Annotated in this window: 12 protein-coding genes; 6 read left to right on the top strand and 6 right to left on the bottom strand. The window is 36.2% G+C overall.

Annotated features, from left to right (window positions below; translation table 11 throughout):
• The first annotated feature begins 16 nt into the window (after positions 1 to 16).
• Both DF281_RS07405 and DF281_RS07400 read left to right on the top strand, forming a co-directional pair.
• Positions 17 to 1192, top strand: a complete 1176-nt coding sequence (locus DF281_RS07405; protein WP_109349623.1) for a saccharopine dehydrogenase family protein — start codon at positions 17 to 19, stop codon at positions 1190 to 1192.
• 12 nt (positions 1193 to 1204) lie between these two features.
• Positions 1205 to 2389, top strand: coding sequence for an acyl-CoA dehydrogenase family protein (locus DF281_RS07400; RefSeq protein WP_109349622.1), 1185 nt, complete (start codon positions 1205 to 1207; stop codon positions 2387 to 2389).
• Between the two features lie 236 nt (positions 2390 to 2625).
• On the opposite strand, the gene hepT is transcribed toward DF281_RS07400, so the two are convergent.
• The 3 genes from hepT to DF281_RS07385 all read right to left on the bottom strand — a co-directional run bounded on the left by hepT (position 2626) and on the right by DF281_RS07385 (position 5298).
• Entirely contained in the window at positions 2626 to 3033 is a 408-nt protein-coding gene (gene hepT / locus DF281_RS07395) for a type VII toxin-antitoxin system HepT family RNase toxin (protein WP_109349621.1), read from the bottom strand.
• Positions 3026 to 3436 carry a type VII toxin-antitoxin system MntA family adenylyltransferase antitoxin gene (mntA, locus tag DF281_RS07390; RefSeq protein WP_109349620.1) on the bottom strand — a complete coding sequence of 137 codons (411 nt, stop codon included), beginning with the start codon at positions 3434 to 3436 and terminating at the stop codon, positions 3026 to 3028. The genes hepT and mntA overlap by 8 nt, the downstream gene beginning before the upstream one ends.
• Before the next feature lie 506 nt (positions 3437 to 3942).
• Positions 3943 to 5298 (bottom strand): polysaccharide deacetylase family protein, encoded by a 1356-nt coding sequence (locus DF281_RS07385; protein WP_109349619.1) that lies wholly within the window; start codon positions 5296 to 5298, stop codon positions 3943 to 3945.
• A 112-nt stretch (positions 5299 to 5410) separates the two neighbouring features.
• On the opposite strand from DF281_RS07385, the gene DF281_RS07380 reads away from it, so the two are divergent.
• Together DF281_RS07380 and DF281_RS07375 are read left to right on the top strand one after the other, a co-directional pair.
• On the top strand, positions 5411 to 6172 hold the full coding sequence (locus tag DF281_RS07380) for a threonine/serine exporter family protein (RefSeq protein WP_109349618.1): 762 nt from the start codon (positions 5411 to 5413) through the stop codon (positions 6170 to 6172).
• Between the two features lie 12 nt (positions 6173 to 6184).
• Entirely contained in the window at positions 6185 to 6646 is a 462-nt protein-coding gene (locus DF281_RS07375) for a threonine/serine exporter family protein (RefSeq protein WP_109349617.1), read from the top strand.
• A gap of 171 nt (positions 6647 to 6817) precedes the next feature.
• Here DF281_RS07375 and DF281_RS07370 read toward each other — a convergent pair whose 3' ends face one another.
• Together DF281_RS07370 and DF281_RS07365 are read right to left on the bottom strand one after the other, a co-directional pair.
• On the bottom strand, positions 6818 to 8749 hold the full coding sequence (locus DF281_RS07370; protein ID WP_109349616.1) for a DUF5011 domain-containing protein: 1932 nt from the start codon (positions 8747 to 8749) through the stop codon (positions 6818 to 6820).
• A 203-nt stretch (positions 8750 to 8952) separates the two neighbouring features.
• The gene (locus tag DF281_RS07365; RefSeq protein WP_109349615.1) at positions 8953 to 10968 is read right to left on the bottom strand and encodes a bifunctional diguanylate cyclase/phosphodiesterase; all 2016 of its coding nucleotides are present in this window, start codon (positions 10966 to 10968) and stop codon (positions 8953 to 8955) included.
• A 242-nt stretch (positions 10969 to 11210) separates the two neighbouring features.
• Between DF281_RS07365 and DF281_RS07360 the strand changes: the two genes are divergently transcribed.
• The gene (locus DF281_RS07360; RefSeq protein ID WP_109349614.1) at positions 11211 to 12101 is read left to right on the top strand and encodes a DMT family transporter; all 891 of its coding nucleotides are present in this window, start codon (positions 11211 to 11213) and stop codon (positions 12099 to 12101) included.
• A 29-nt stretch (positions 12102 to 12130) separates the two neighbouring features.
• Here the strand turns inward: DF281_RS07360 and DF281_RS07355 are convergent, their stop codons facing one another.
• Positions 12131 to 13171 (bottom strand): acyltransferase family protein, encoded by a 1041-nt coding sequence (locus DF281_RS07355; protein WP_109349613.1) that lies wholly within the window; start codon positions 13169 to 13171, stop codon positions 12131 to 12133.
• Positions 13172 to 13216: 45 nt separating this feature from the next.
• On the opposite strand from DF281_RS07355, the gene DF281_RS07350 reads away from it, so the two are divergent.
• Positions 13217 to 14080, top strand: a complete 864-nt coding sequence (locus DF281_RS07350; protein WP_109349612.1) for a GNAT family N-acetyltransferase — start codon at positions 13217 to 13219, stop codon at positions 14078 to 14080.
• Positions 14081 to 14116: the final 36 nt, after the last annotated feature.

Genomic DNA, 14116 nt, shown 5'->3' with positions numbered 1-14116 from the left:
ATAAGGGGGCATTCCAATGAAAGTGACAATTCTAGGAGCAGGTTTAATGGGTAAAGAGGTAGCACGCGATATGGTGAGCAGTCCAAAAGTAGAGAAAATCTATTTGGCAGATGTCGATGTTGAAAAAGTGAGAAGCTTCGTTGAACGGTTGAATACGGATAAAATCGAACTTTTAACTGTCGATGCGACAATCGATGAGCAACTCCGTGACGCGATGTCGAAAGCAGATGTAGTCGTCAACGCACTTTTCTATTCATTCAATTTAAAAGTGGCGCAAATGGCGATTGAAATCGGTGTTCATTCCGTCGATTTGGGTGGTCATATCGGTGGTATTACGGATGAGGTATTGAAATTGGATGCCAAGGCAAAAGAAAAAGGAGTTACGCTTATTCCAGACTTGGGTGTTGCACCAGGGATGACGAATATTTTAGCCGGATATGGCGCATCGAAATTGGATCGAGTAAATTCGATTAAATTGTATGTCGGTGGCATTCCGGTCGAAAAACAACCTCCTTTAAACTACAATGTCGTATTCTCACTTGATGGCGTATTTGATCATTACACGAATCCGTCTGTCATTATCCGAGATGGCACTTTTAGAGAATTACCGTCATTAACAGAGATTGAAAACCTTTATTTCCCTGGATTTGTTGGCTTGGAGGCATTCCATACAAGTGGAGGCTTATCAACATTGCCGCAATCCTTCCCGAAAGTGCAATCATTAGAATATAAAACAATTCGTTACGCAGGGCATGCGGAGCATTTTAAATTACTTGTCGATCTTGGACTGACTAAAAAGGGTTCAGATGTCACGTTGAAAGACGGTACAACTGTTGAAATGCGTGAAGTGATGAAGCAGTTTTTACAAGAGAAATTGAATTTAGGCGACAAGGAAGATGTTGTTCTATTGCGAGTAGAAGTTCATGGAGAGCGTAATGAAGAACGTGCTTCGTATCAATATGAAATGGTGACGTACCGCGATAAAAATAGTAGTGAAACAGCGATGGCGCTAGCGACTGCGAATACGATCTCGGTTGTTGCCCAATTGATTGGCGACGGTACGATTACTCAGAAAGGCGTGTTACCTCCAGAAGTGGCAGTGCCAGGTGAGGAATATATGAGCGAGATGAATAATCATGGTGTGACGATTACTGAAACAGTGTTGCGTTCGACAAATATCATCAAAGGATAGGGGATGCGAGCGATGGATTTTCAATTTTCTGATGAGCAGTTAATGTTAAGGCAATCTGTAAGGCATTTTGTCGACCGTGAAATTATACCGAAGATAGCCGAATGGGATGCCAAAGGTGGATTTGATCAAGCCATTTGGAAACAACTTGCACAACTCGGTTTGCTCGGCATCTGTATTCCTGAAAAATATGGTGGTAGTGGCATGGACTATAATTCACTCGCTATTGCCTGTGAAGAATTAGAACGTGGTGATACAGCTTTTCGTACGGCGGTATCCGTTCATACAGGATTAAATAGTATGACATTGCTTCAATGGGGCAATGAAGCGCAAAAAGAGAAGTATTTAAAACCTCAAGCGAAGGGCGACAAAATCGGAGCGTTCGGTTTAACGGAGCCAGGAGCGGGTTCGGATGTAGCGAGTATGTCATCGAATGCGGTGTTGGAAGGCGATTACTATAAATTAAATGGTCAAAAAACATGGATTTCACTTTGTGATGTTGCGGATCATTTCATTGTTTTTGCTTATACGGATCGCTCGAAAAGTCATAAAGGAATTTCCGCCTTCATCGTTGAAAGAACGATGGGAGGTTTCTCTTCAAAAGCGATTAAGGGCAAGTATGGCATTCGTTCAGGTAATACGGGCGAACTCTTTTTCGAAGATGTCCTCATTCCAAAAGAGAATTTACTTGGAGAAGAAGGGGAAGGTTTCAAAATTGCGATGTCGGCATTAGATAATGGGCGTTTTACAGTGGCGGCAGGAGCGGTTGGTTTAATTGATGCTTGTTTAGAAGCGAGTGTGAAGTATTGCCAGCAACGTGAAACTTTCGGCAAAAAAATTGGTGATCATCAGCTTGTGAAGCAAATGATTGCGAAGATGGAAGCAGGTTATCAGATGAGTCGTCTACTCGTCTATCGTGTAGGTGACATGAAAAATCGTGGAGAACGTAATACACGAGAAACCTCTTTAGCAAAATGGCAGGCGTGTGATTTTGCGAATCAAGCTGCAGATGATGCTGTTCAAATTCATGGTGCTTATGGTTATTCAGATGAATATCCTGTTGCACGATTTTTGCGAAATTCCAAAGCACCTGTCATTTACGAAGGAACGCGTGAAATTCATACGTTGATGCAAGCAGATTATGTACTAGGCAATCGAGTGGATCGAAAATTATCACATATATTACCTCCTTGGAAATAAAAAAAGGATGAATCGTATATTATAGCTGTACCCTATCAGATCGACACTTTGAAAAAGGTCCCTGATAGGGTATTTTTGATTGAATACATAAGGATTTACGGTATTTATAGAATAAAAAAGATTATTTCAATAAAAATAAGGTATTTTTGAAAGCTATTTGATATATTGCGAATATGACTTTTTGTTATTTTTTTTTATAAAAGTTAGTAAGGAATATAAATTAAGTGGAAGCTTTTTTACGATTCAAGTTGTATTACGACTTTAGTAAACAATTTGAAATCACCAATATGCTTCTCTAAAATCGCTTCTAGAATATCCAGTTCGAGCGCCTGATAATCATGGACAGCGATATTACGGAAACCAACCATATTCATCAATGTTTTAGCGAGCGTTGCATCTAATAAATCCGCTTCTTGTAACAGTCTAAAACCATCACGACTTGCTTTTGGGACACCTAGTTTACGCTCACTTACAATATGCATTGCTAAATCAATACTCGCCTCACACGCGCGTTGAATATTTAAAATGATGCTGTCTTGCTTTGTGAAATCTTTTAAATTTTCAGGATTCCCTGCATACACTTCTTGAATACGATTTATGCAACGTTCAATTGTAGTTGTTTTATTTAAAATGACATCATTCATATCCGAAAACACTTCCTCTTTCTTTAATATCTTTAATAATATCTGCTCGTTGTTCACTTAATGTTGCGTACATACTATAGGCTCTCATTTTTTGACGCGTATATTCACTTTGATTTTGAATCAAAATTGGGATTCCTTGAGAAAAAATTTGCATCGTAAATACTGTATCAATTTGTTTGATATCAATTAAATCAACTTCTTTTCCTGTCAGTTCTGCTAAGTCAGCAGAGAGTATAAAACGCTCATAAGAGGATAGCTGACGCTCGCTATAATAAGCTAAATCAATATCACTCTCTTGACGATTTGTTCCCTTCGCATACGAGCCGAATAAAATAATGAACGCAGGATCTACTTCTGATTGTAAATGGTTGATGATTTGCGTTTGCATTTCTTTCTCTAGCATATTATCACCGCCTTGTCATTAATATGAAGCCTTCTTATCTCTATTATACTATGCTTCTTGTAACAAATCCGTTTCTATAGCATTCACAGATTTGTTCAATATCTTTTGAAAGTTCGACGTTAACGAGGCATAGGATCAAACTCCTTTTAATTGTTAGTCTAAGTTTACAAGCCCTCATTTATTCTGTCTAATTTAGTGTTGAATAGAGTGATTCAATAAAGCATGATCAGCGGGTGTTCCATTAAAAAGGATACGCGTGATCATGCTATTTCTATAGTTAATTAGAGAATTTACTCGGTTCCCTTACGTAGACCAAAAAAGCGACTTTCCCGGAATTAAGGGAAGGTCGCTTTTAGTATACTCAGTCTGCATGATCTAGTACTGCTTCACAACTGCGTGTAAAACATGAAGATCGTCAATGTAAATGTATTTCTGAACAGCTGTGTTCTGCTAAGGATTTTAAATATGTTTAGAGTTAATGCGTATGATTCACTCTTATTTATCGTTTATTTAGAAAGGTTCTTTTGAATATTCAACATTTCTGTAGAAGAAACAAAAGTGTAGCCTTCTTTTTTCAAGTATTTGATTACGGCAGGTAATGCATCAGCAGATGATTGATGAATGTCATGCATAAGAACGGTTGTATACTTTGTTTTTTCTGCTTTGACATTTGCTAATGTTTTCGCTGCATTATGGTGTTGCCAGTCAAGTGTATCGACATTCCATAATACGATTGGCATTTTCGCTGCTTTTGCTACCGCAGGATTGTATGAACCATACGGAGGTCTGAAAACAGTCGGGTTTTTACCAACAGCTTTTTTGATTGCCTTATTCGTTTCTTCAATTTCATGTGCTAATTGCTTTGGATTCAAATGGATTAGATTTGCATGTGTTAATGAGTGGTTACCCAGCTCATGTCCAGCAGCTGCAATTTTTTTCACCATTTTTGGATTTGCCTTCGCTTGCGTACCTACCATAAAGAATGTCGCTTTTACATTTTCCTTTTTAAGGGTATTTAAAATTGATTGCGTTGATGTGGTATTTGGGCCATCATCAAAAGTTAAAGCTACAACTTTACCAGTGATTTTTTTCTTTTTCTGTCTTTTTACAGGATCTTTTAGATTTGAAGCTAAAATCGCTTGTAAATCACTTAACGGAATTTGTAAGTGAACGACATCATCGAAAGAATTGTTAAAACTCTCTGGATTAAAGTACAACTCTAATGTATCTTTGGAAAGTGCAATATTTTTAAAGTTGGCAGAGCGAGAGTCAATTTTTAATTGATGATCCTGTGTCTTATTAAACTTCACAACTTCCGGAACTACATTTAACTTCTTCTGTGCAATGTCACTAAAGTTTTGTAAATGTTTTTCTGATGGAATAATGTCGTTTAATGTTAATAATTCATCTTTTTGTTGGTCAACTGTAAAAGTAGTAATGTTTTTTTCTTTAAACACTGTACCTTCTTTCACTTTTTGTGATACAACAAATGAGTACAGTTTTTTGTGACGATAAACTTTGTAATTTACGTATAAAGTTTCGTTCTGTGAATGATTCTTTAAAAAGTTTGATTTTATCCCGTTGATTGAATCATTTACCGCGTCATTTAGCTTTTTAGAATTAGTTTGTGGATAGTTAATTCTGTACTTACCATGATCTGTGTCATTTGTGACAGTTACTTTTTTCACAAAAGAATCCGAAGTATCAGCAGTTGAAATATGTTCTGAACTAGCAGATGCGTCATCTTTCGGTGTATCTTTCATGAAGAAGATGTAACTAATAGCGAAGATTACTAGAGATAAGAATGTACAAACAAGTAAAGAATCAATGAGCCATCTGCGTTTCGGTCTTCTTTGATTCATATTATGTACTCCTTTATTCAATATTAGTTTAATATTACCATTATTAGACGGACGAATGCGTAAAAAAGTTTGAATTTAATTATATTTAATGACAATTTATACATAAGAAAGGATGTGTGAGTTTTTGGCTCATAATAAAGAGGAAGAATTAGCGATCAACTGTTTCCTATTAGCCGGTCGATTACTCGTGCAAAGTGGCGCGGAAACTTATCGAGCAGAAGATACAATGATGAGGATGGCGCAGTCACAAGGATATGTGGATGCACAAAGTTTTGTGACACCGACAGGAATTATTTTTTCAGCTGGACATGAAAGACCTACAAGAATCGCTCAAATACCTAGTCGTACGACAGATTTAGAGAAAATTTCTCTTGTGAATAATGTTTCAAGAGGTTTAACTTCGAAACAACTCACAGTAGAAAAGGCTTATGAAGAATTATTGAGAATTGAGAGAACAAACTTTTTCTTCCCGGTTTGGGTGCAAATTTTAGCATCTGCCATCGCCAGTGCGTGTTTCTTAATTTTATTTAAAGGGATTTATGCGGATATGCCTGCAGCTTTCGTTGCGGGTGGTATAGGCTTCATCGTCTTTTACGCAATTCACTCATTAACGAGAGTTAAGTTTTTCGCAGAATTTACCGGAGCCCTCTTTGTTGGGATTATCGCTTTCTTCTCCGTAGAATTTGGTTTTGGTGCGGAATTGGATAAAATAATTATTGGATCAGTCATGCCGTTAGTACCTGGTGTGCCGATTGCCAATGCAGTACGTGATTTAATGGCTGGACACTTCGTTTCAGGTGTTGCCAAAGGTGTCGAAGCCTTTCTTACTGCCACAGCAATTGGAGCAGGTGTAGCGCTTGTACTGGCGTTTTAGGAGGATGAAGTGATGGAATACATTATACAATTGGTTTTAAGCTTCATCGCCACGGCTTCATTCGGTATTATTTTTAATGCACCGAAGAATACTTTATTTCATTGCGGTGTTGTTGGAGCGCTTGGTTGGGTAATCTATTTGGCATTTACGAATCAAGGCGTAGACGTAGTACCAGCATCATTTGTTGCATCATTTGTCATTGCCATGATTGCGCATATGTATGCGAAACGCTTTAAAACGCCGATGTTAATCTTCAGTGTAGCGGGAATAATTCCACTTGTTCCTGGTGGTATGGCTTATAATACGATGCGCCATGTTGTTGAAAAGGATTATACGCAAAGTATCGAATTCGCAGTGAAAACAAGTTTGATCACAGGTGCAATCGTAATGGGATTAGTTTTTGCAGAAGTATTTATGCAATTGATTTTTACAATGCTAAGAAGAAAAAAATACGCATCAAAAACAAACTCATAATAAAATCAAACCTTCGCACAATAGTTGCGAAGGTTTTTTTGTGGCGTTTCAGAAATTACGAATAAAAAAGGTGAATGAAATTGAAAATCCAATTTCATTCACCTTAGAAGTAGAACAATAGTGTGTTCGACTACGGTTGATTCATTTGTCTAACGTTGGTTAAGGCTCTGTTTATTTTCCTGTAAAATAATCATAGAGTAAAACGCCATCTAGTAGACCTTGTTTTTGTTTTGCATTAAGTGTAGATTTAAGGTTTTTTCTAGATGCATTGATTTGAACTGTTAAAGTTTTGTTTGCAGCAACATTAGATTTAATCCAATTTCTGTCTTTTGTTGATAAATTATAAAAGCCATATTCGGTTGATTTATAATATTTAGAGCCTTTAATATTTATCGTTAATTGCTTTCCGTTAGACTTGAATACTATAGTTTTAAATGGATTATTGATGATATTTTTTACATCAATTTCCATTATAGGGCTAATGGTTTTCCCTTTTTTATAAACATAACTAGAAACTAGGAATGGACTAATTCCGCTTCCTTTTTTGTTATATGAACTATTTGAAAGATAGAAGTACTTATCATAAAGAAATGCATTTTTTAAAGGATTGTACTTAATTGTGATCGTACGTTTTGCAGTAGCAGTATTTCCAGCTGAATCAGTTACTGAATAACTTAGTTTGTAGACGCCTGCCTTATTAGCATTAAAAGAGCCAGATACTTTAACTTTAGAAGTAACATCACCATCGCCAAGGTCTTTAGCGGTCATGCCGTGCATTGATTTGATTCCTTGGTTTGCATAGAATGTTAGGTTTTTAACACCTTCGAATACGGGCTTCTTTGTATCTACAACTTTTACTCGATTTTTAATTTTTTCATCTAAGTAAGTAGAATAAAGTGTGAATTCTCCAGTTTTCCGCGGAATTAACAGGTTTTTTCCACCATCAATGTAAGCAATATTATAATTATCTGTATGCCATTCGATTCCAGAAGTAATCAAGTCATTTGTTCCATTTGCACGATTGGCAGTAAGTGTTGGTGAATAAGATTGACCAAGCTCGATTGTTTTTAAATTATTCGGTAATTCAACACTTTGTATATAGGAAGTCAGATTTTTTCCACTGTATACGGAGCCGTTATTAAGAATGAATTTCGCATTTTTAGAAAGCGCAATACCGCCACCAGTTGTTTTGCTATCTTCTGATGTGTAAATTCTTTTACCATTAGTAAAATCATAAAGTTTAAAGTGATAGTTTTCATCACTTAAAGCTAGATATTTATTTGTGCTATCGATTGTAAGTAAGTCTGCTTTATTAGAATTAATAAAAGGCAGTTTCTTATCTAATGAATAATTTTTCGTATCAATAATTTGAAGTGTATCTGCGCTAGTTGCTACTACTAGTTTTGAGCCATCTTCAGTAAAGTGTAAATCTGTAATTTTAGAATTAAATTCCATAACATCTTGATAGTTACCATTTGCATCATAGATCATTAAATTTTTGTCGTTCGCAAAAACGATTTCTTTATTGAAAGCATATAAATCATAATTAGGTAAATTTCGTTTGAATACGACCTTTTTTCTATCTAGGTCATAGCCGTATAATGCGATTTTTTCATCATACATATCTATATATTCATTTTCGGGTTCTTCTTTTATTCCAATAATTATTAAAGTTGATGAATTTGCTAAAAAGCCAAGTGGATATCCCATGAAAGGAAGTTTATTCCCGTTTGTTCCTTTTGTTGAGTAAAGTAAGTTGCTTATATATTTATAGGTATAATTAAAAGAATAATCATAATCATCTTGATAGACAAAGTAATTGTTTAGAACATCTGTGCTTAAGTAGTTGAGATAATATTTTTGGGGTTGTATTGTACGTAATTTATTCCCACTAATTAAGTCCATTATATAAGCATGCTCCCTATTTGCTACTAAAATATCCTGCCTTTCTGGATTAGATTGTAGTGGAATCACTGTATCATATGAAGTAGATAAATTATTGATATTCGGTAAAGAGATTTTTTCTGAAGCGTTTGAAGTGCTACTAAATGTGAAGATTAATAGTAGTGAAAAGATAATGCCAAGAGAAAATTTTAATTTCATTTGAAAACACCTTTCTGTAGTTGGTTGGTTCTTATTTACTGGTATTTTTTTATCTTTGAGTAAACTAATTGGTTTTTAGGTAAATAGACCTGTTGATATAATACCACATATTTATGTTAAAAAACACATATATTTACAATTTATATATTCGAAAAAGCGTATTAGAACAACGATTCGTTCTAATACGCTTTATTTTTTAATTCTTATAATAAATTCTCGATGTCGATTGGGCTTGTTGGGCGGCTAATATAGTAACCTTGTACCGCGTCACAACCTGCTTCGCGAAGGAAGAATTCTTGTTCTTCTGTTTCGACTCCTTCTGCGACAACGCGCATTTGAAGTGATTTCCCAAATTGGATCATGCCTTTTACAAGCGCTTGTGTTTTCTCTTGGTACGTAACAGATGAAATGAATGATTTGTCGATTTTAAATTCTTCAAGAGGTAGCAATTGCATGTAACGGAATGAAGCATAACCAGTTCCGAAGTCATCTAATGAGAATTTAACGCCTTCCGCTTGAAGCTGTTTCATTTGTTTTACGATTGATGATTCTGCTTCTGCTTCTAAAGCGAATTTCTCTGTAATCTCAATTTGTAATAAATGTGCAGGGCAGCCTGTACTTTGAAGTACTTTGCGAATCGCTTCTGCCATGTTTTTATCACGGAATTCGCGAATCGATGTATTAATACTTACGCGAATATTATGACCTTGATTTGACCATTCAACTGCTTGTTCACACGCTTTTTCAAGAATGAAACGACCGATTTGGTTGATTAATCCCGTTTCTTCAGCGATTGGAATTAAAATATCTGGTGGGACCATGCCAATTTCTTGATCTTCCCAACGTACAAGTGCTTCGACAGTTTTAATACCATCAGAGTCAAGATCACGTTGAGGTTGATAAAGAACATGTAAATCTTTTTGATTTAAAGCGACTAATAGACGTTTTTCGATAACAGATCGTGTACTTAAATTTTGGTGGTCGTCTTTTGACAGACTCGTAATATTATCTCCACCTTCACTTTGTACTTTTTGAATAACGGTATTTGAAGCTTTGAATAGATTACTAAATGTATTTTGATCCTCAGGGAATTTCGTAATACCACCACTAATTGTTAGAGGTGTAGAAGTATTATCTAAATAAATTGGGTGTTGTTTTAAGTATGCAAGGAATCCTTGGATGAACCATTCGCCAAGTGGTGTTAGAACGACGAATTCATTGACGCTAATACGCGCCATGACACTATCTTGGAAATACATTTTCATACGACTTGTAAATTCCATTACGAGAACAGCTTCTGCCTTTTCGTCGTAAATTTCTTTTAGAGAATAGAACTTATCGATGCTTAAAAAGACGAATGTGAAATGCTGTGCATCCTCAATCATGTCATTAACGATTTGCTCAAGTCGATAGCGGTTCATTAAGCCCGTCTCTTGGTCAATATACGCGATTTTTTCTAATTGTTTCTGTAACACTTTTTTCTCGGTAACATCTTTTTCTAATAATAAGTAAGAAGCTCTACCTGCATGGTTTTTTGGGATAGGAATGGCTGATAGAGATACCCAATATGATTGGCCATCCTTCGTTACTTTTTCTACCTCGCCTTGCCATGAACGATTATTTTTCAGGGATTCCCAAATTTTATTGGCGATTTTTGTCCCTTCAGTAGTTTGAGGGAACATTTGCCAAAAAGTTTTGCCAAGAACACGTTTAGGCGTCCATTTACTCAATTTTAAAAAGCTTGAGTTAGCCGCAGTAATAAGACCTTCACTATCTAAGAAAAGTGTCATATAAGAATCTTTAAGACCTGCGTATAAATATGATAGCTCCTCTTCAAAACTACTATCAGTCGTGCTACTATCAGATAAGACGAGACTCATAGCTAAATAAGGTTGATCTTCAAAGTAGATGATTCTTACATAGGTTTTGAATAACATTCTCTTTTTAGATTTTGTTAAATAATTTTGATACCCAGAGTCAAAAGAAGTTTGAGGCTCGTTAAGTAGCTGGTGGAACAATTCCTCGTATGCAGTAATTTGACTTGAATCTGCAAAAGGAACGGGGAAACCATTCATTTCTTTATAGCTGTAGCCAAGTTTACTTTCGGCATCTGTATTCCACAAAACAATTTCTCCGTTTTGATTTACAAGGAGGAAAGGGTGGGGTAAGTGATTAATTAATTCTATAGTTGTTTGAAAAATATTGTTATTTTCTGACATATCATGCAACGACTCCTTGAAATTACTATATACATTATATTATAGATAAAAACCATGTATAAGTCATTAGTAATGGGTAATGAATTAGAAAAAATATTTTTTGAGTATTTCTTTTGAAATAATTAAAAAAGAATCAAAAATAGGCGTTGTAATACAAAAACTTTACAGTAAATAAGTAAAATAGTTATACAAAAGGGGATGTTCAAGTGAATAGTACGTCACAAAGGTTAAAAGGGATAATCATGATTATTTCCGGCGCGATGCTGTGGGGGGCAACTGGGCCAATGATGGAATGGGTATTATCGTCTAGTGAGTTATCCGTTTCATTTATGCTAACAATTAGATTGACGTTAGCAGGTGCGATGTTATTACTATTTCTAATGTTAACGAAAAAAGATATTTTTTCAATTTGGAAGTCGCCATTTTGGTGGGTAAAATTAATCATTTTTGGCGTTCTAGGGATGTTGGGTGTTCAATATACATTCGTTGCCGCCATTAATGCGAGTAATGCAGTGTTAGCAACGCTTTTGCAATTTTTAGCACCAATTTTCGTTGTGCTATATGTATCATTTGCACAACGCATGCTACCGCCAAAGTACCAAGTGATCGGTATCGCGGGTACATTAGTAGGCCTTTTCCTGTTACTAACGAACGGGTCATTTAGTAACCTGCTCGTAAGTAATGAAGCATTGCTTTGGGGATTAGGTGTCGGCTTAACTTTCGCCTTCTATACATTATACCCAACTTCGATCATGAATGAGTGGGGTGTACTCATTGTTGTTGGTTGGGGAATGCTAATTGGTGGATTAGTTCTCGGTCTTTTCAAAGGTTTTTGGCAATTTGAAGAAATGGAAATCATGCTTCAACCAAGTATTGCTTGGATGATGGTATGGGTCATCCTCTGCGGTACTTTCGCTTTCGTCTTATTCCTCGGCAGTATGAAATATATTTCACCTGTTGAGACGAGTATCCTTTCAAGTATGGAGCCTTTAACTGCGATGGTCATCTCGGTCATTTGGCTAGGTCGTGTCTTAGAAGGTTGGCAAATCGCTGGTGTCATCATCATGCTCGTCTGTGTAACATGGCTTTCGCTCGAAGGTGATCGACAGACGAAGAAATTAGAATCGCAATAATAAACGGAAAGTATCTTCAAAGCAGTATGCTAGGGAGATACTTTTTTTACATGCGGTTGGCCAAGTAAGAACGGTGCAACCGGCACGAATCTTTGCATTAAAACAGATATAATAATCGGAATGGCCAAACCGAGAATTGTGTAACCAAGCAAGCCATACGCAATAAAATCGTTGGCAAATTTATCAACAGAAATATGCATATACATAATAACGATGGAATGTTTTTCGATAAATTCAAAGATCTTTAAACGAATTTTCTTCGTAATCCATTGAATAATCCCTAAAATTGAAATAACGAATGTAAAAGGAATGAGTAAATCATAAATCGGCTCACCGTATCGAATGAATTTCAAACTTAGGTGATAATCGAAGCGGTCATGCCAAGTAAGATACATATGATAAGTAATGAAAAGGGTGCTGGCAATCCACAAAGACCAATGAATGTCTTTAATAAATTTTCTAAGATAGTAACCGATGCCTAAATAAACAACCGCGAGAAGTGCGACATCGAGATTCCATGGAATGATGATCGTTAAGGAAGCTTCTTTAATTGTTCCAGGTAAATTTTCGACATACTGGCCTTCCCATTGAGCAATAGCATAAAAAATAGCTAAAATAATTATTTGTACAATAGGTTTGAAATAACGTGTAATGAGTAAAAATAAGATATAGGCGGCAAATAATGTAGTGATGAACCAAATGACGCCATAAGAGCCACCAGCAAAGCGCCCACCAAGTAGTAAGTCATATAGATCTTGGCGCAAATAGTTTAGGGTGAAATTATGGCTCGCAATTGCTAAAATATAGCGTAGAGCTGTAATAACGATGAGGAAGAAAAAATAAGGAATCATAAGTTGCATGAATCTTTTTTTCACATACGGAAGTATTCGTTCATTTTGCGGAACGGGTTTGAAAAATAATCCGCTTAAAATGAAAAATGCAGGCATATGAAACCAGTAAATAAATGTAATCCAAGGTTGATCCAATTTAACAGGGTAATGACCAATCACGACGAAAATCATGAGCAACCCTTTTGCTGCATCAACCCAAGTTAATCGTTTTTTTGCCATACTTGAACCTCCCCAATCGAAAAAATAAAAAGGTAGTGAAAACAAATGAATTTATTCGCGATGAAAGCATCCTATCCACTTGATGATTTGACGCTTCAAGAAATGAACACATTAATTAGTAAGAGTGAATACCCTGCACATGTCGATTTATATGAAGTTATGCAATTTGCTCGTCTGCAAGATGCCACTTGTAATGGTTTCCTCGTATTAGCATATGACGAAGATATCGATCAATTAATCGGGGCGGTGAATGCGTACGATTTATTCGGTATGAATGCTTTTGAATGGTCGATGGTTGTGCATCCAGATTATCGTAATATCGGCATCGAAGAAGTGTTAATTGAAGGATTGAAGCATGGTTTAAACGAGCGTGAAGCAACAGGCGAGATGGCTGCGATTATATCTGTGGCGAATTATACTGCGTTATTAGAAGAACAAGGGTATGAATACAATTCTTCGAAATATCAAATGGCAGCTAAACCTGCAAAATTAGTGGATGCAACAATTACAGTCATCCCTTTTGAGCAAGCGCATTTACCACAATTACAACAAATCTTTGCTGAAGGTTTCGGTGATCTTCCAGAAGAAACTGCTGAAATGGCAGCATTGATGGAAGAGGAAGAGTCGAGTCAGCTGTGGATGGTACTTCGTGATGAAGCGGTCGTAGGTACATTTACAACAGCGGTCGTTGCAGATGATGTTTGGCTAACTTCAGTAGCGACAAAAGAGCAGTTCCGCAATCAAGGGATTGCATTAAGTATGTTAAATTGGGTAAAGAATTATACATGCGAAAAAAACTTCAGTTCAATTGCTGTTGAAGTAGAGTCTGACAACCCAGCAGCGGTTCAATTATATAGGAAATCAGGTTTTAATATTACGACACAAATTGACTACTTTGTAGTAAAGTAATACCCTAAAATAAAGGGATACAACCAAGGAGGTGGC

Source organism: Kurthia zopfii (assembly GCF_003143955.1).
GTDB classification, from domain to species: domain Bacteria; phylum Bacillota; class Bacilli; order Bacillales_A; family Planococcaceae; genus Kurthia; species Kurthia zopfii.
The sequence above is the reverse complement of the archived record's forward strand: the minus strand, read 5'-3'. Positions and strand labels throughout refer to the sequence as shown.